The organism is Rothia sp. HMSC065B04 (assembly GCF_001812285.1).
GTDB lineage: Bacteria > Actinomycetota > Actinomycetes > Actinomycetales > Micrococcaceae > Rothia > Rothia mucilaginosa.
This window is the reverse complement of record NZ_KV808408.1, coordinates 631,786-649,724: the sequence shown is the minus strand read 5'-3', so window position 1 is coordinate 649,724 and position 17,939 is coordinate 631,786. Positions and strand designations below refer to the sequence as shown.

Below are 17,939 nucleotides of genomic sequence, written 5' to 3'. Positions count from 1 at the left end.
ATGAAAGAACCTTCATGTAAATGAATGAAATAGATTCACATTGTGCAAAAAAGTCCCGGGCTGGTCATGAACCAGCCCGGGACAATAGGGCGAACATCACTAAAATTCTTTGTCACAAAAGTGGATATTGCCCTGATGAGGGGTTATGCTGCCTGGACAGCCTCGGTACTTGCCGAATAGTTATCTGCAGTATCTACCGCGCGCACATAATAGCGGGCGCCATCGCGGTGATCCACCGAATAGCTCGTACCCGTAACCGTCGCAATAGGACGATCATCGCGCAGAACCTGGTACTTCACCCTGCGCTCGGAAATACCCGACCACGTCAGCTGATCCTTGGAACCGTTCGTCGTGACCTTCAGATCGCTCGGGGGAGCCGGAGGGGTCACATCACGAGGAGCATAACGCGCGAAGCCAATAGTCGGCTGTACGCCATTAGCGCCCAGCGACTTACGGATATCGCCACCAACCCACAGGGTGCCCGTGGAATCCACGAAGGACTCCCACACACCGTATCCATACGCGCCGTTCATAATCGGTGCGAACTCCGGCAGCATCTTGCCGCTGTCCTTATCGAACGCAGCTACCAGGCGAATGGTCTGAGCATTAGTCGCGTTCTCCCACTCCGAATAGACAGTGTCTGCGCCCTGGAAGAGGAAATCGCCGCAGTGGCACGCACCGTAAATAGTGTTGCCGCTCAGGTGCAGATCCTGGAAATCGCCACCCTCACGAGTAATCGCACTGTCCGTGCGGCGCATCGAGCTTTTCTCGTAACGGGTAATCATATGCTCGGTGCCACCCACCCAGACGGAGGAACCAGCATCCTGAACATCGAACTGGAAGCCCCACATCCTGCGCTCGTTTTTCAAATCCCAGGTTTGGGCATTCTTGGGGGTATACGAAGGACGGTGGTGCCAAGCTACCGGGTTCGTGCTACTGCCTTGCATATGAGCGAGACGGAACGCCTCCTGGTTATTCAGCTGGGTGAAGTAACCAGCGACGTACACATCGGCATTGCCCTCAGAAGCGCTCACGCCGTTAACTGTGCCATTAAAGACCGGACGCCAGTTCCAGTCCACCTCACCGTTGCTCAACTTAATGCGAGCCAGGTTCCTCGCATACGCGTAGGTGGGGGAGGTCTGGCCCTTCAAGTGAGTGAAGGAACCACCAATGTACAGGTAGCCATCACGCACGTGCAGGGTCTTAATCTGTACCGGTACGGAAGCAATGCGGCTAACCACGCGGATATCCCAGTCCTTAGCAACCTGACCGGTCTGCGGATCCAGAATTACAAAACCGTTGTAGTACTCGCCGTTCACCTGGTCGAAAGAACCACCCACAGCAAGCAGGCCGTTCGGCAGAGCCTCAACCGACTTCACCTGACCGTTAATCTTCGGGCGGAAGGAACGGCGCAGCTCGCCGGTACCCACCTCGTAACCAGCCAAGAAAGCCTGCTCAACCTTCTCGCCGCTTGCCGACTCAACATACGCGAAATCGCCACCGGTAAAGACAGTGCCACCGACCTCGGTGATCGCCTCAACCTGGGTGTTCATCTCGCCGTTCTTACCGGTTCCGGTATCAGCGCTGGTACGCCACTTCCACTTCTCGGAGTAGCTATTGGGTAGCGCGCGGCGGTTACTTGCCGCAGCGCCCTGCTGGCCATAATCATGCAGACCCTTAGCCACCAAATCGTTCTGAGTCACCTTCGGGCGCAAGAACATCTGAGTAAATACCAGGGGAGTGGTCGAATCATCCGCCGGGCGGTAAATATACGCCGAAGGACGGTTCATCAGGTAGGTCTCGGTCCACCATGTAATCTTAGCGTTGCGACCGTAGGTGAAGCCCAACTTGTAGCCCTGCGATGCCTTCTCTTCGAAGTTCAGGGAACGGAAGTCATCAGAATCATGGGTGAAGATGTTACCAGCCACCTGACCACGGTTGGCGTAGTCATAACGGTTACTGTACTGCCAGGTGTTTTTGACCGAAATATTTGACCAGAACATCTTCGAACGCAAAGTCCAAGTCCATTCGGTACTGGAATCACGGTGAGCCTTAAAATCCTGCCAGGTAGTGCCCTCAACGTTCATCGCGCGATGGAAACGCACGCCATCGGGCAAATCCTGCGGACGGGTACCGTTCAGTAGCGCGTTCACGGTCACGCCGGAGAGCTGCACCGCATCAAAGCCGGTCGGGTTCTTATACAGCTGATCGGCATTACCGCGACCGTAGTAGTTCTCAGTCCAGCTCTCACGACCGCGGCCAATCATAACCCAGCCGCCGCCATCAGTTTCCTGATCGCAATAGAACTGCTCAGGAGCACTCATCGCAGGGGTGTACAGCCAGTACGCGCCGCTCTTGCCACGCGGATTATTCTGCTTAACCTCCCAGCAGCTCGCAGCCGCGCGCTCGCTCGACGAACCGTCATAGTAGCGTGCATCAGCAGCCTGCGCGCCCGAAGCAATCGGACCCAAAGAAGCCGCAACCATCGCAAAAGAAGCAGCCGCCGCACCCAAAGCACGGGACCCGGAGCGAGAAGCTACGCGAGAGCCCTCAGAAGCGGAGGAAGCAGCACCCTGCGCGCGCCCTCCACGCGTGAACGGAAGAAAATTCATTTGTCTCTCCTAGAGACCTCAACCGGCACACAGCAGAAAACTGCAATTCACACAGCAACACCCACCCCACACAAGGCACAGCATAGTGACCAGGCATCGGGGTAAGGGGGAAGCGTTATGAACTGCGCTAACAGCGAGTCTGTAGCCGGAATCAGTGAGTGTAGTTATCGGAAATTGAATGAATACGCCCCACCCCTCACGCACGAAGCCAACAGTGGCAACGCACCCGTACGAAGCGGAACGCTAAAAATCTGTGAAGTTTCCTCTGTCGTACCAACAGCGAAGAAACACCACAGATCAAGATTCAGCCCATCATCGGAAAGGACGGAAGCAACCCATCCGACGCAATGAATCCCAACCCATCATAGCCGCCACAGGGGCGAAGAGATAGCAAACTGGGAAAACCGGACCGAACCAAAACTATAGAGGGCATACACCCCGGGTGCACCGCCGCCTGATTCGGACCCCGCAAACCCTGCAGAGCCCGAACCAGGCGGCGGCTCAAAGAAACTAGATCAACAATCTGACCTAAGCCTGAGCAGCTCCCGTGGAAGCCGAGAAGTTCTCAGACGCATCGATGGAACGCACATAGTAGCGAGCGCCATCAGTATGCTCAACCTCGTAGCTGGTGCCCGAGACCGTAGCAATCACACGGTCATCACGCAGCACCTGGTAGCGAGCACCGCTCTCACGAACACCAGACCAAGACAGCTTATCGGTCGAGCCATCACGCTGAACCGACAGATTCGACGGAGTCGACGGGGCGGTCACATCGCGAGGAGCAAAACGAGCAAAACCGACAGTGCGCTGCTCACCATTAGCACCCAGCGAACGGTTGATGTCGCCACCAACCCACAGGTTGCCGCGAGAATCCACGAAGGACTCCCAAACACCGTAGCCGCTAGCGCCCTTCAGAACCGGGCTGAACTCGCCGATGACTTCGCCGCTATCCTTATCGAACGCTGCGACCAGGCGCATACGGTGAACCGCCTTCGATTCCTTCCAATACGTGTGGTAGCCGGTCGAACCCTCGAAGAGGACATCACCGCAGTGGCACGCACCGTAAATGGTGTTACCGCTCAGATGCAGATCCTGCCAGTCGCCACCGTACTTAGAGATAGACGAAGAAATACGGCCGTAACCGTTCTTCGAGTAGTTCGCAATCAGGTGGTCAGCGCCGCCAGTCCACACGGTCGAACCAGCATCCTGAACATCGAACTGGAACGCGTACACAATACGGTCAGTAATGTTCAGCTTCAGCGACGGCTCCCACTCCCACCTAATGTTCGAAGCATCCGAGCCGTTCAGAGCAGCCAGGCGGAAAGCACGCTGGTTATTCAGCTCAGTGAAGTAACCCGCAGCGTGAACAGTGGAATTATCGGAGGCAGCAGTAATGCCGTTGACCGTACCGTTGAAGTTCGGGCGCCAGTTCCAGTCCACCGCACCGTTCGAAAGCTTAATACGAGCGGCACCACGCGAGTAAGCGTACGCCTTAGACGTATTGCCCTTCACATGGGTGAAGTTACCGCCAATGTACAGGTAACCGTCCTGAACCAGCAGGGTCTTCACCTGAACTGCATCGCCATTACGGCGCTGAATCTGAAGATCCCACGTGCGGTCGATCTGGCCGGTGGTTGCGTCCAGAATGACGAAGTGGTTGACCTTCTCGCCGTTAACCTCGGTGAACTCGCCACCAACTGCCAGGCGGTTATTCGGCAGAGCCTCAAGAGCCTTAATCTGACCGTTGAAAGTCGGACGGAAAGAGCGAACCAGTTCGCCCGAATCCACGTTATAGCCCGCCAGGTACGACTGGTCCACGCGCTCGCCACCAGCCGACTCCACATACTTGAAGTCGCCACCGGTGAAGACGGTGTCGCCCACCTGAGTAATAGCCTGAACGTAGGTGTTCATCTCGTTCTTCTTGCCGGTGCCAGTCTGCTCACTGGTGCGCCAACGAACGGGCATCGTGTAGCTATTCGGCAGAGCACGACGGTTGCTAGCGGCAGAGCCAGAACCAATCTGCGAGAAGTTCAAGTCACGCTGAGTCAGCTTCGGACGCAGGAACACCTGAGTAAAGGGGATGGAGTAACCAGCGGAACCACGCTTCTGGTAAATGTATGAATCCGGATTCTCATTACCGAAGTTCACCAGCGCACCGTACGCAAAACCAATCTGGTAGCCCTGGTTCGGGTTCGCGAAGAAACGAACAGAACTGGTGGTAATACCCGGAGCCATCTCCGAAGCATGACGACCCATATGAGCGGTGCGGTTAATACCGGCACCGGTGAACTTCACGGTGCCCCAACGCTGACCGTAGCTCATCGCCCAGGTCCACTGCTCAGTCTGAGGACGCTGAACATAAACGTTCTGCCACTGGGTGCCCCTTGCATTGTGGGCACGGTGCAGGCGCATGCCGTCGGGAAGGTCCTGAGGCTTAATGCCGTTCAGCAGGGCATCGACAGTGTTTGCGGGAAGCTGGACGGGAGTAAAAGCGGAGGGACCCGTGGGGTTCTGATGCAGCTGGTTCGGGTCGCCGGTGCCGTTGTAAGACTCGGTCCAACCCTCACGACCGCGACCAATCATGACCCAGCCGCCGCCATCAGTTTCCTGATCGCAGTAGAACTGCGCCGGGCCGCTCATCTGCGGGGTGTACAGCCAGTAAGTGCCAGAGGAGGCGGAAGGATTAACCTGCTTGACCTCGTAACAGGAAGCAGCCGCCTTATCGCTGCTGGAACCGTCATGGGTTCCGGTCGCAGCCGAGGCGGGAGTAGTAGGAGTAAGAGGTGCCGCAGTAAAAGCAGTACCAAAAGCGAGTGCGAAAGCACCCCACTTCTTAGCAGACCATGAATGGGCATGGCGCTTTTCAGCGGGTTTGTTCGTGTATGTGGTTGTCATATGCGTCTTTCTGATGCGACGTTCCGGAAGAAACATCGAAAGATACGGTGAATTTAGCGCACTAGAAAAACCGCAGTAAATACTGAAAACCTGAGGTTGGTTGGAAGAGGTAAACAGAATCCGGAAGGGGATATACTGTCTGGTTTTTCTCTAAGTGTTAATGATTAGGGTACAGGATTAAGCTGTGAAAATAATGGTGCACAAAGTGCAAAGATGCCCGTGGATGTGTGATTTGCACCCCATGTGATGAACGTTGTGGCACAGGAACGGACACGGAAGAAAACCATACTCAAATATCACCCACGAAAGCGACAACCGAGTGCAAAAAGGAATATATTCCATCACAGAGAATACAAGAGAAAAATGCCAGAAAAAGCAGACAAGTCATACAATGGAAAAGCCGCAAAAAAACACCCCAAAACGCACAAAAAGCACCATGAAATAAAGGCAAATTCACTCGGACGCCCCAAACCGGCACCGCCCAATACCGACCATCCATAGCAGCCCTCCACCAGCTCAACCGCCGCAAGCGAAGACCCCAGACTCAGGAGAACCCGTGAGCACCACCCGAAAAGCTACCGCACAGCCCCTCGAGGCACCCCTGCACCCCCTCCTGAACACCCTCAACCAACTCAGCAGCTGGGCCGCGATCCGTACCGCCGCCTCCGCACAGCCCACCGAACGTAGCGCACGCACCCTCATCGGCGCCGTCGCCGGAACCCACGCCGCGCTCATTGCAGACATCTCCACCGCAGTACGCGATACCACCGCCGAAGCGCTCAGCCTCATCATCGCCCCCACCGACCGTCAAGCAGAAGACCTCGCCGCAGCCCTGCGCTCCTACCTGCCCGCCGCAGACATCGCGCTCTTCCCCGCCTGGGAAACCCTGCCCCACGAACGCCTCTCACCGCGCTCCGACACCGTAGGCCGCCGCCTGCAGGTACTGCGCGCCATCACCGGGAACACCACCCGCCCCCAGGTCGTCATCGCACCCGTGCGCGCCGTCATCCAGCCCATCGTCACCGGCATCGAAAAGCTCGAACCCGTACACCTGGTCCGCGGTGAAGAATACCCCTTCAAAGACGTAGTACGAGGACTTAACGACGCCGCCTACTCCCGCGTAGACCTCGTCGCCAAGCGCGGCGAGTACGCGGTGCGCGGCGGCATTATCGACGTTTTCCCGCCCACCGCAAACACCCCCGTACGCCTCGAATTCTTCGGCGACGAACTCGACGAAATGCGCCACTTCTCCGTCGCCGACCAGCGCACCCTCAGCGGGGGAGAGGAACTCACCGAACTCACCCTGCTGCCCTGCCGCGAACTGCTTATCACCCCCGAGGTGATGAGCCGAGCCGCACGCCTGAAGGCAGACTACCCGGCAGCCGCATCCATGCTTGAGAAGATTGCGGGCGGAATCTACGTCGAAGGCATGGAATCGCTCACCCCTCTACTCATCGAATCCATGACCACCCTCACCGAGCTGTTGCCGGCAGGGTCCATGATTATCAATGTCGAACCCGAACGCGTGCGTGCCCGCGCCGAAGACCTCGTCGCCACTAACGAAGAATTCCTCGCCGCCGCCTGGGATACCTCCGCAGAAGCCGACGCCGTAGCACCCATCGACCTGGGTCAGCTGCGCATGAGCGACAGCGGCTTCCGCACCATCGACCAAACCACCGCGCAGGCGCTCGAAGCCAAGCTCAGCTGGTGGGAAATCACCGAACTCGTCACCGACGCAGACCTGCTCGAAGATGCCGCCGGGGCTCTCCAGAGCCAGAGCATCGCCGACGCCATCGAAGACGGAATCGACACCTACACCGTCAACGCCGCCCCCGCAACCGCATTCAACGGCTCCGTCGAACGCATGCTCAGCCAGGTCGGCGAACTCATCCAGAAGCAGTGGACCGTCCTCGCCCTCACCAACGGCCGCGGCTCCACCGACCGCCTCATCGACCTCTTCCACTCCGGCGAAGGGGCACCCGCCGTACCCGCAGCCCGCCGAACCAGCCTCGAGGAGGACCCCGCAGGCGACCTCGAACACGGCATCGTCGAGGTTTGCGAGGCACCCGCCTCCGCAGGCTTCCTCATCGAGGAGGCGAAGCTCGCCGTCTTCACCGAAGCCGAACTGCTTGGCCGCCGCGGAACCTACGCACCCCGAGGCGCCACAGGACAGAAATTCAAAACGCGCCGCCGCCGCAATGCGGTTGACCCGCTCGCACTGAACCCCGGCGACTACGTGGTGCACGAGCGTCACGGCATCGGCAGGTTCGTCGAGATGACCTCCCGCCCGGTGGCTGGTGCATCCCCGGTCAACGGCGTGCAGCCCATGAAGGAATACCTGGTCATCGAGTACGCCCCCACCAAGCGTGGCGGCGCACCCGACCGACTCTTCGTGCCCTCCGACCAGCTGGATCTGATTTCCAACTACGTGGGTGGCGAGAACCCGAGCCTGTCCAAGATGGGCGGTAGCGACTGGGCTAAGACCAAGTCCCGCGCTCGCAAAGCCGTCAAGGAAATCGCTGCTGACCTGGTGAAACTCTACTCGGCTCGCCAGGCATCGCGCGGTCACGCCTTCGCAGCAGACACTCCCTGGCAGCGAGAGCTGGAAGAATCCTTCCCCTATAACGAGACTCCGGACCAGCTCACCGCCATCCACGAGGTGAAGGAAGACATGGAGAAGGAAATCCCCATGGACCGCCTCATCTCCGGCGATGTGGGCTTCGGCAAAACCGAGGTCGCCGTACGTGCCGCATTCAAGGCGGTGCAGGACGGCAAACAGGTTGCCGTACTCGTACCCACGACCCTGCTCGCGCAGCAGCACTACGAGACGTTCAGCGAGCGCTTCTCGGGATTCCCCGTGAAGATTCGCGTGCTCTCCCGCTTCCAGAAGGCGAAGGAAACCCGCCAGATTACCGAAGAAATCGCATCCGGCGCGGTGGACGTGGTGATCGGTACCCACCGCATCCTCTCGGACAGCGTAGTGTTCAAGGACCTGGGCCTGGTCATCATTGACGAGGAACAGCGCTTTGGCGTGGAGCATAAGGAAAAGCTCAAGCAGATGCGCACCAACGTGGACGTGCTCGCCATGAGTGCTACCCCGATTCCGCGCACCCTGGAAATGTCGCTAACCGGTATTCGCGAGACCTCCACCCTTGCCACCGCGCCGGAGGAACGCCATCCCGTGCTGACCTTCGTTGGTCCGCGCACCGACAGCCAGATTACTGCCGCAATCCGCCGCGAGCTCATGCGTGAAGGACAGGTTTTCTTCGTGCACAACCGCGTGGCTGACATCGACGATGTTGCCGCGGAAATCGGCAAGCTCGTGCCGGAGGCGCGCATCGCCACCGCCCACGGCCGCATGAGTGAATCGCGCCTGGAGCAGATTATTGTGGACTTCTGGGAGCGCCGCTTTGACGTGCTGGTGTGCACCACCATCGTGGAGACCGGCCTGGATATTTCGAACGCGAACACCCTCATTGTCGACCACGCCCAGAACTACGGTCTGAGCCAGCTACACCAGCTGCGTGGCCGCGTGGGTCGTGGCCGCGAGCGCGCCTACGCCTACTTCCTGTACCCGGTGGATAAGACCCTCGGCGAGATTGCGCACGAGCGTCTGAAGGCGGTGGCGACCCACAACGAGCTGGGCGCTGGCCTGCAGCTTGCGATGAAGGACCTGGAGATTCGCGGTGCCGGCAACCTGCTCGGTGGCGAACAGTCCGGTCATATTGCCGGTGTCGGTTTTGACCTGTACCTGCGCCTGGTCGGTGAGGCTGTCGCAAACTACCGCGGCGAGAAGGAAGAGCGCGAGGTCGAAACGAAGATTGACCTGCCCGTCAACGCGCATATTCCGCACACCTATATTGATTCTGAGCGTCTGCGCTTGCAGGCGTACCGTCAGATTGCTGCCGCCGATACCGAAGAGAAGATTGCGGAGGCTCGCGAGGAGCTGGTCGACCGTTACGGCGAGCTGCCGGAGGCGGTCGAGAACCTGCTTGCCGTGGCGACGGTGCGCATGCACGCCCGTGCCGCCGGTATTCATGAGCTGGTGGTGTTGGGACCGAAGGTTCGCGTGGTAACCGCTACGCCGCTGCCGGAGTCCCGCCAGATGCGTCTGAAGCGCGTGTACCCTGGCTCCACACACGCCCAGCCGAAGGGTATGGACACCTGGCTGACGCTGGTTCCGCGCCCGAAGACCATGCCGGTGGGCGGTAAGGACCTGGTGGATGGCGCGATGCTGCAGTGGGCTGAGAAGTTCATTAACTCGATTTACTCGGAGAAGCCGCAGGCTCTCGAGGAGTAGAGACATACAGGGGTAGGCGCCGCCCAGTCATATCGGGCTGCCGAACCATGATGCCGAACCATGAAGATGCTCGCCGTGCAAATTGCCACAATATGGCACATCTGCACGGCGAGTGCGTTTGCCCCGTAGGGGCGGCATAGCTCACAATTAAGGCATGACTTCAACGGTGAACTATGCATCTCAGCGAATTGTAATTATTGGTGGTGGCCCCGGCGGCTACGAGGCAGCGATGGTGGCTGCCGCATCCAACGCGGACGTGACTCTGATCGAACGCAATGCCATTGGTGGCTCCGCCGTTCTGACTGATGTTGTGCCCTCTAAGACCCTGATTGCTACGGCGGATATGATGACCCGCTTCTCCGAGGCGGGTAGCTTGGGCATTGAAAACACGAAGGGTAAGGCGCCGCAGCTTCGTGTTGATATGGACCGCGTGAACCGCCGAGTCCGCGACCTGGCCCAGCAGCAGTCCGCCGACATTAAGCGTGCCCTGGCTTCTGCTGGCGTGAAGATTATTCACGGTACCGGTAAACTCCTTGACCGCCACACTGTCCAGGTGACTGATGAGGCGGGTCTGGTCTACCCTCTGCACGCGGACTTTGTGCTGTTGTCGGTGGGTACGCATCCGCGTGAAATGGCGACCGGTATGCCCGATGGCGAGCGCATTCTGACCTGGACTCAGCTGTACAACCTCTCCGAGGTTCCCGAGGAGCTGATTGTGATTGGTTCGGGTGTGACCGGTGCGGAGTTCGCGTCGGCGTATAACGGTCTGGGTTCTAAGGTGACCCTGGTGTCTTCGCGTGACCGTGTGCTTCCCGGTGAGGACGAGGACGCAGCTCGCGTGCTGGAGGACGTCTTTGAACGTCGCGGTGTGCGAGTGATGCCGCGTTCCCGTGCGGCTGCTGTTGAGCGTACTGAGGACGGCTCCGGCGTTATTGTGACTCTGTCGGATGGTCGTAAGGTTTCTGGCACTCACTGTCTGGTTGCTATTGGTTCGATTCCGAACACTGAAGATTTGGGCCTGGAAGACGTCGGTGTTGAGCAGACCCCGAGCGGTCATATTAAGGTGGACGGTGTGTCCCGTACGAGCGTGAACAGCATTTACGCCGCCGGCGACTGCACGGGCGTGTACCCGCTGGCTTCTGTGGCTGCGATGCAGGGCCGTATCGCTATGGCGCACATTCTCGGTGATGCGGTGCGCCCGTTGCGTACCGATAAGGTTGCCGCGAACATCTTCACCTCCCCGGAGATTGCGACTGTAGGCGTGAGTGAGAAGGACCTTGCCGAAGGCGCCTACCGCGGTGATGCGGTGACCCTGCAGCTGGGCACGAACCCGCGCGCGAAGATGATGGCGATGCGCGACGGCTTCGTGAAGATTTTTGCTCGCCGCCACTCCGGCACCGTCATTGGTGGCGTGGTGGTTGGTCAGCGTGCTTCCGAGCTGATTTACCCCATTGCCCTGGCGGTGGAGAAGAAGCTCGCGGTGGATGACCTGGCGGATACCTTCACGGTCTACCCCTCGCTCTCGGGCTCTATTGCTGAGGCTGCACGTAAGCTGCACACTCGCGGTCTGTAGGCATCAACCTGTTAGGTGCTGAGCTGGGCGTTCCCCGCCTGGTGCAGCATCCCGGAACAGTATAAAAGCGGTGGGGGTCGCCTCCTGAATTCCTTAGATTCAGGAGGCGACCCCCACCGCTTTGCTGTAGAGACGCCTTAGCCCCTGCGAAGTTTTACTTCGTGGTGCTGACGGCGTTCATATCCACGTCACGGGTTTCGTGAGTGAGCAGGATGAAGACAACACTCAGGATCGAGGCGAATGCCAGGTAGCCGCCCACTGCAGCCACACCGTAGGAAGTGTTCAGCCAAACAGCCACGAACGGGGTCAGTGCCGCACCGAGGATGGACGCCACGTTGTAGGCGATACCGCTGGCGGTGTAACGCACGTTAGTGGGGTACAGCTCCGGCAGGTATGCGGACATGGAACCGAAGGACAGACCCATCAGGCACATACCGATAAAGATGAAGAGGGTAACCACAGCGGCGTTTGCGTTCGCGCCGGTACCAACAACGGAGGGGGAGATGAACAGACCGAAGGACAGACCGAAGACAGCCATCGCGATGGTGGTCCACAGCTGCTGGGTGCGGCGGCCGTACTTGTCAGCCAGCCAACCCGAGATCGGAATGAAGATCGCGAAGCCAATAATGGAGATCAGCTGAATGATCAGGAACTCGCGGTAGGGGATCGCTAGGCCGCCCTTATCCGCCTTGCCGATACCGTAGGAGAGGACCCAAGCGGTCATCAGGTAGAACAGCACGTAGCATGCCACCATGATGAAGGTGCCCTGAATCATGGGCCACCAAGCGACCTTGAACGCCTCAACGAGCGGGGTCTTAACCTTCTCGTTGTTAGCGGCAGCCTTGGCGAAGACGGGGGTCTCCTCCAGCTTGAAACGAACGTACAGGCCAACAGCGACCATCACGATGGACAGCAGGAACGGAATACGCCAACCCCAAACGAGGAAGGGGTGATCCAGGTTCTTGGCGTCGGTTGCGGAGTTGAAGGTAATCCAGCTGGTCAGCAGCAGCATGAAGCCGTTTGCAAGGACGAAGCCGATGGGGGCACCCAGCTGAGGCCACATGGCGGCGCGGGCACGCTTGCCGTCCTCAGCGTATTCGCTGGCGAGCAGTGCCGCGCCGGACCATTCGCCGCCCAGACCCAGACCCTGGCAGAAACGCATGATGGTCAGCATGGTCGGTGCCCACAGGCCAATCTGGTGGTAGGTGGGCAGCAGACCGATGATGAAGGTTGCCAGACCCATGGTGAGCAGTGCACCGACGAGGGTTGCCTTACGGCCAATCTTGTCGCCGAAGTGGCCGAAGATCACGGAACCGAGGGGGCGCGCGATGAAGGCGACGCCGAAGGTGGCGAAGGAAGCCAGAAGCTCGGTGGTTGCGTCCTTCGAGGGGAAGAACAGCACGGGGAACACAGCCACTGCCGCGGTGGCATAAATGTAGAAATCGTAGAACTCGATGGTGGTACCAACGAGCGAGGCGAGAATAACTCGACTGCGAGGAGTCGTATTCTTCACCGATGCAGCAGACGCTTTCGTGTCGGGTGCAGAAGCGCTCATGAGGAAAACTCCCGAGATGGTGAATTTGTGTGTACACAAGGAGCCTGGGATAGGTGTTCCATAACCGGTCGGCGCGGGAGGCGGGTGTGCCATGGGCGCGTACCGGGTGCCGTGACCGCACCGGGTGGGGTGGGTGGATGCCGGAATCTGAAAGGCTCCTCTAAAGTGCAACATTATAACTCTGTTCAGAAAAGACCCAACAAATACGGTCACTATCTGGACGTAATCGCAATAGGTACTCGCTCAAACCCCACAGAAACAGACAAGGGCGGACATAGAAAATCCCCCGGGAGGGCACGAGGTAATACCTCATACCATCCCGGGGGATCCTTCAAACCTATGCGCTCGCGGTCGCAAAACCGCGGCATCGAGAGTTACTTGATGGTCGCCAGCACCGCACCGGAGGTGACGGTATCGCCCGGCTTAGCGGACAGACCCGAAACCTTACCCGCCTTGTGCGCGGTAATGGGCTGCTCCATCTTCATCGCCTCCAGCACCAGAATCAGGTCGCCCTCAGCAACGGTGTCGCCGTCAGAAGCCGCGACCTTCACGATGGTGCCCTGCATGGGGCTGGTCAGCTCGTCGCCGCCACCCTTCGCCGCGCCGCGTGCCGAACGGGACTTGCGGGTCTTGGATGCGGGCTTAGCTGCAGGCTTGGTGCCGCCGCCCAGATCAGGCAGGGACACCTCCATGCGCTTGCCGTTGACCTCAACGACCACGGTGGTGCGCTCATCCTCATCCGAATCCACGCTACCGGGAGCACCGGAGTACATGGGGATGGTGTTGTTGAACTCGGTCTCAATCCAACGGGTGTGCACCTTGAATTCGCCGCCCTCAGCCGGTGCGAAGGCGGGGTCATCCAGCACGACGCGGTGGAACGGAATGACGGTGGGCATACCCTCAATGGTCAGCTCAGCCAGGGCACGGCGGGCACGCTGCAGAGCCTGCTCACGATCCGCGCCGGTAACAATGAGCTTAGCCAGCATGGAGTCGAAGTTACCGCCGATAACGTCGCCAGCCACGAAGCCAGAATCCCAGCGAACACCGGGGCCGGTGGGCACGGTCATCTTCTCGATCGTGCCGGGGGCGGGCATAAAGGAACGACCCGCATCCTCACCATTAATACGGAACTCGAAGGAGTGACCGCGCAGAACCGGGTCCTTCTCCTCAATCTTCTCACCGCGGGCAATACGGAACTGCTCACGAACCAGGTCAATACCCGAAATCTCCTCGGAAACGGGGTGCTCCACCTGCAGTCGAGTGTTGACCTCAAGGAAGGAGATGGTGCCGTCGGTGCCGACCAGGAACTCACAGGTGCCGGCACCCTGGTAGCCAGCCTCACGCAGAATTGCGCGGGACGCCTCGTACAGGCGCTCGTTCTGCTCAGCGCTCAGGTAGGGGGCGGGCGCCTCCTCAACGAGCTTCTGGTTACGGCGCTGCAGGGAGCAGTCACGGGTGGAAACCACCACGACGTTGCCGTGCGCATCCGCCAAGCACTGGGTCTCAACGTGGCGGGGCGAATCCAGGAAGCGCTCGATGAAGCACTCACCGCGACCGAACGCCGCGGTAGCCTCGCGAACAGCGGACTCGTACATCTCAACAATGCTCTCGCGGTCGCGTGCCACCTTAATGCCGCGGCCACCGCCACCAAATGCGGCCTTCACCGCAATGGGCAGACCGTGCTCATCCGCGAAGGCGACAACCTCATCGGCGGACTTGACCGGGTCCTTGGTGCCGGGCACCAGGGGAGCGCCCACCTTCTGCGCGATGTGGCGTGCCGCTACCTTATCGCCCAGCTGGGTAATGGACTCGGGGGAAGGACCAATCCAGGTCAGGCCAGCGTCAATGCACTTCTGCGCGAACTGCGCGTTCTCAGACAGGAAACCGTAGCCGGGGTGCACGGCGTCAGCACCGGAGCGGATGGCAATCTCAATGAGCTTGTCCATCACCAGGTAGGACTGTGCCGCGGTGGCACCGCCGAGAGCGTAGGCTTCATCGGCGAGCTTTACGTGCTGGGCGTCGCGGTCGGGGTCAGCGTAGACGGCGACGGTCTGCAGGCCCTCATCGCGGGCTGCACGAATCACGCGGACAGCAATTTCGCCGCGGTTAGCGATTAGAATCTTGCTGACCGGGCCGGTGTGACGGCCGGGGACTGCAGTAAATTTCTTGGCGGCTTCTGCCTGGTGCTGAGTCACTTAAAGCTCTCCTTTAATCTCCTGCCGAAAAGGATATCTAGAATCGGCGGGATTGGCGAATATAACGCGCATCATACTGTTCTATCTTATCGATTGGTGTTCAACAATGTGTATTGCAGGGCGCGCTTTGAGACAGATTTATACGATTGCGCTGAATCTAATCCTCATCTTGGGGCGCCAGCCACAAATCGGTCACAGCAACCTCGCGGCGGCGCAACATATCGCGTAGCGCGTGGATGGACAGGCCCACCACCGTGTGGAACTCGCCCTCAATACCGCGAATAAACGCCGAACCGTAACCGTCCAGGGTGAAGGAACCGGCTACCCAGAGCGGCTCGCCGGTAGCAATGTACGCCTCGATTTCTTCGGGGCTGAGCTCATCAAAGTGGACGGTGGCGCTGCGCAGTTCAGAAACAGTGGGCAACTCAGAAGTTGCAGGCGGTTCAGTGCCCGGCTCAATACCGCGCAAATCCACTAGAGCGTGACCGGTGTGCAGCACGCCGTGGTTGCCGCTCATTGCGCTGATGCGCTCGCGTGCCGCCTCGGCAGTGTGCGGTTTACCGTAGGCAACGCCGTCAAACTCGAACACCGAATCGCAGCCCAGAACCAGCGCATCGCGCACACCCTCGGCGGCAAGTTCAGCGGCAACTGCCTGCGCCTTCAGCTGCGCCAGCAGGGAGGCGGTTTCAGCCGGGGTGAGTCCCGCACGTCCCTGCGCTCGCGCCTGTTCGTTGGCGGTAGCGAGTGCGGCGTCCTCATCTACGGAGGAGACGCGCACCGTGAACGCGATGCGGGAGTCTTCCAGGAGCTTGCGGCGTGCCGGGGATGCGGATGCAAGAATCAAACGGATCGGTGTGGTACTCATAGGTTCTATTTTAGAGCCTTGCGGGTGAGCCTTACCCTCGAGTGCAGATTGAAGGGTGTCAAGAAGCTGGGGGAATGGGCAGAAAAGTAAGGGGGGACGAAAAGAGCGTGTCCCATCCCCCTCAACCACGTAGGAGATGGAACACGCCGTTCAAAATCATAACTCTTCTCAATCGTTAAAGAAAAAAAGAATCAATAGTGACACTTTTATGACGTTTGACAAATGTATTTTGCCCATGTTGGGGGCATGGGTGGCGGAGAAGCTACACGGCGCTAGGCAGTACCGCCTAGCGCCGCGTGCGTGAGCCTTCGTCAGATTAGCGGTGTGCCGCGGCGGTGTTGTCTTCCACCTCGTGAAGTCGCTGCGCCTCGCCGGCGATGCGCTCATCGTAGAATTCCTGAGCCACGAAGCCGCCCTCAGAACGGGGAGCGTTGTAGAGCTCCTCATCCAAAATGCCCTCGCGGCGAGCCACAATCGCGGGAACCAGAGCCTGACCGGCAACGTTCAGAGCGGTACGGCCCATGTCAACGATCGGGTCAATCGCCAGGAGCAGACCTACACCGTCCAGGGGCAGACCCAGAGTGGACAGGGTCAGGGTCAGCATCACGATAGCGCCGGTCGTACCAGCGGTTGCTGCCGAACCGAGCACGGACACCATCACAATCAGCAGATACTGGGTGAAGTCCAGCTGAATACCGTAGAACTGAGCCACGAAAATCGCCGCCAGTGCCGGGTAAACCGAAGCGCAACCGTCCATCTTGGTGGTCGCACCCAGCGGAACCGCGAAGGACGCATAGGCTCGGGGAACACCCAGATTGCGTTCGGCAACGGTCTGGGTCATTGGCATCGAACCCATCGAAGAGCGGGACACGAAGCCCAGCTGAAGCGCCGGCCACACGCCCGAGAAGTACTGACGGACCGACAGACCGTTCGCGCGAACAATAATCGGGTAGACCACGAGGAAGACCAGCAGCAGGCCAATGTAGAGTGCGATAACGAACGCGACCAGCGAACCCATCGACGCCCAACCGTACGCGAACACAGCCTTAGCGATCAGACCCACGGTACCCAGCGGTGCCAGGCGAATAATCCACCACAGAATCTTCTGAATAATCGCCAGAGCGCTCTTGACCACGTTAATGAACGGCTTGGCAGCCTCGCCGACCTTCAGCGCGGCAATGCCGACCGCACCGGAAATGACCAGAATCTGCAGTACGTTAAAGGACGCCGACGCGGTGATGCCGGAATCACCGGACTTAGCGCTGACACCCAGACCCAGGAAGTTCACCGGAATCAGACCGGTCAGGAACGCAGTCCACGAACCGGTCGAGCCGGTGTACGCCTTGCCCTGCACCTGTGCACCCACGCCCGGCTGAACAATCAGGCCCATCGCAATACCGATGAGCACCGCGAAGAACGCGGTAACCGCAAACCAGATGAGCGTGTTAACCGCCAGACGCGCCGCGTTCGTCACCTGCGACAGGTTAGAGATGGAGGCGACCACGGCGGTGAAAATCAGCGGAACAACGGCCGCCTTCAGCAGGGTGACATAGGAAGAGCCGATGGTATCTAAGGTCACCATGAGCCAGTTGGGGTTGCTCTTCGCGTCCCCACCCAGTGCGAGGGCGAGCGCGCCGAGAACAATACCTAGAATGAGGGAGGCAATGATTTGGTTGCCGAAAGAAGTAGCCCACTTGGGCAGACGTGAACGAGATGATGCATGCGGTGTAGACATGTGGCATACTCTAAAACTTTTACGCGCTCCGGCGCGAGTTTGTGTGAAGAAGTGTTTCAATCCGGTGCAGTGTGGGGGATGTGTGAAGAACCGTGACTTTCCGGTGGCACTTTTCGGCTGTACATCCCGCAGCCCAACTCCGCAACCCAACCAGCAGCACAGCCCAACCAGCAACGCTGCCACCAGTGCCGCCAGCTCCCCCCCCCCCC

General features: G+C 59.3%; 8 protein-coding genes. 2 read left to right on the top strand and 6 right to left on the bottom strand.

Annotated elements, in window-relative coordinates:
• Window positions 1-143: 143 nt before the first annotated feature.
• A complete protein-coding gene (locus HMPREF2845_RS05830) occupies window positions 144-2,612 on the bottom strand; it encodes a fibrinogen-like YCDxxxxGGGW domain-containing protein (RefSeq protein ID WP_070634143.1) in 2,469 nt (822 codons plus the stop codon).
• A gap of 528 nt (window positions 2,613-3,140) precedes the next feature.
• Entirely contained in the window at window positions 3,141-5,507 is a 2,367-nt protein-coding gene (locus HMPREF2845_RS05825) for a fibrinogen-like YCDxxxxGGGW domain-containing protein (RefSeq protein WP_070634142.1), read from the bottom strand.
• A 556-nt stretch (window positions 5,508-6,063) separates the two neighbouring features.
• Here HMPREF2845_RS05825 and mfd point away from each other — a divergent pair.
• Together mfd and HMPREF2845_RS05815 are read left to right on the top strand one after the other, a co-directional pair.
• Complete coding sequence (mfd, locus tag HMPREF2845_RS05820; RefSeq protein WP_070634141.1) at window positions 6,064-9,807, top strand: transcription-repair coupling factor; 3,744 nt, start codon at window positions 6,064-6,066, stop codon at window positions 9,805-9,807.
• A 154-nt stretch (window positions 9,808-9,961) separates the two neighbouring features.
• Entirely contained in the window at window positions 9,962-11,380 is a 1,419-nt protein-coding gene (locus HMPREF2845_RS05815) for an NAD(P)H-quinone dehydrogenase (RefSeq protein WP_044142785.1), read from the top strand.
• A 154-nt stretch (window positions 11,381-11,534) separates the two neighbouring features.
• Here HMPREF2845_RS05815 and HMPREF2845_RS05810 read toward each other — a convergent pair whose 3' ends face one another.
• The 4 genes from HMPREF2845_RS05810 to HMPREF2845_RS05795 form a co-directional block, all read right to left on the bottom strand.
• Complete coding sequence (locus HMPREF2845_RS05810) at window positions 11,535-12,935, bottom strand: MFS transporter (protein ID WP_070634140.1); 1,401 nt, start codon at window positions 12,933-12,935, stop codon at window positions 11,535-11,537.
• Window positions 12,936-13,309: 374 nt separating this feature from the next.
• Window positions 13,310-15,130 carry an acetyl/propionyl/methylcrotonyl-CoA carboxylase subunit alpha gene (locus tag HMPREF2845_RS05805; RefSeq protein ID WP_070634139.1) on the bottom strand — a complete coding sequence of 607 codons (1,821 nt, stop codon included), beginning with the start codon at window positions 15,128-15,130 and terminating at the stop codon, window positions 13,310-13,312.
• A gap of 157 nt (window positions 15,131-15,287) precedes the next feature.
• Window positions 15,288-15,995 carry a Maf family protein gene (locus tag HMPREF2845_RS05800; RefSeq protein ID WP_070634138.1) on the bottom strand — a complete coding sequence of 236 codons (708 nt, stop codon included), beginning with the start codon at window positions 15,993-15,995 and terminating at the stop codon, window positions 15,288-15,290.
• A gap of 316 nt (window positions 15,996-16,311) precedes the next feature.
• A complete protein-coding gene (locus HMPREF2845_RS05795; protein WP_070634137.1) occupies window positions 16,312-17,730 on the bottom strand; it encodes a dicarboxylate/amino acid:cation symporter in 1,419 nt (472 codons plus the stop codon).
• Window positions 17,731-17,939 lie beyond the last annotated feature (209 nt).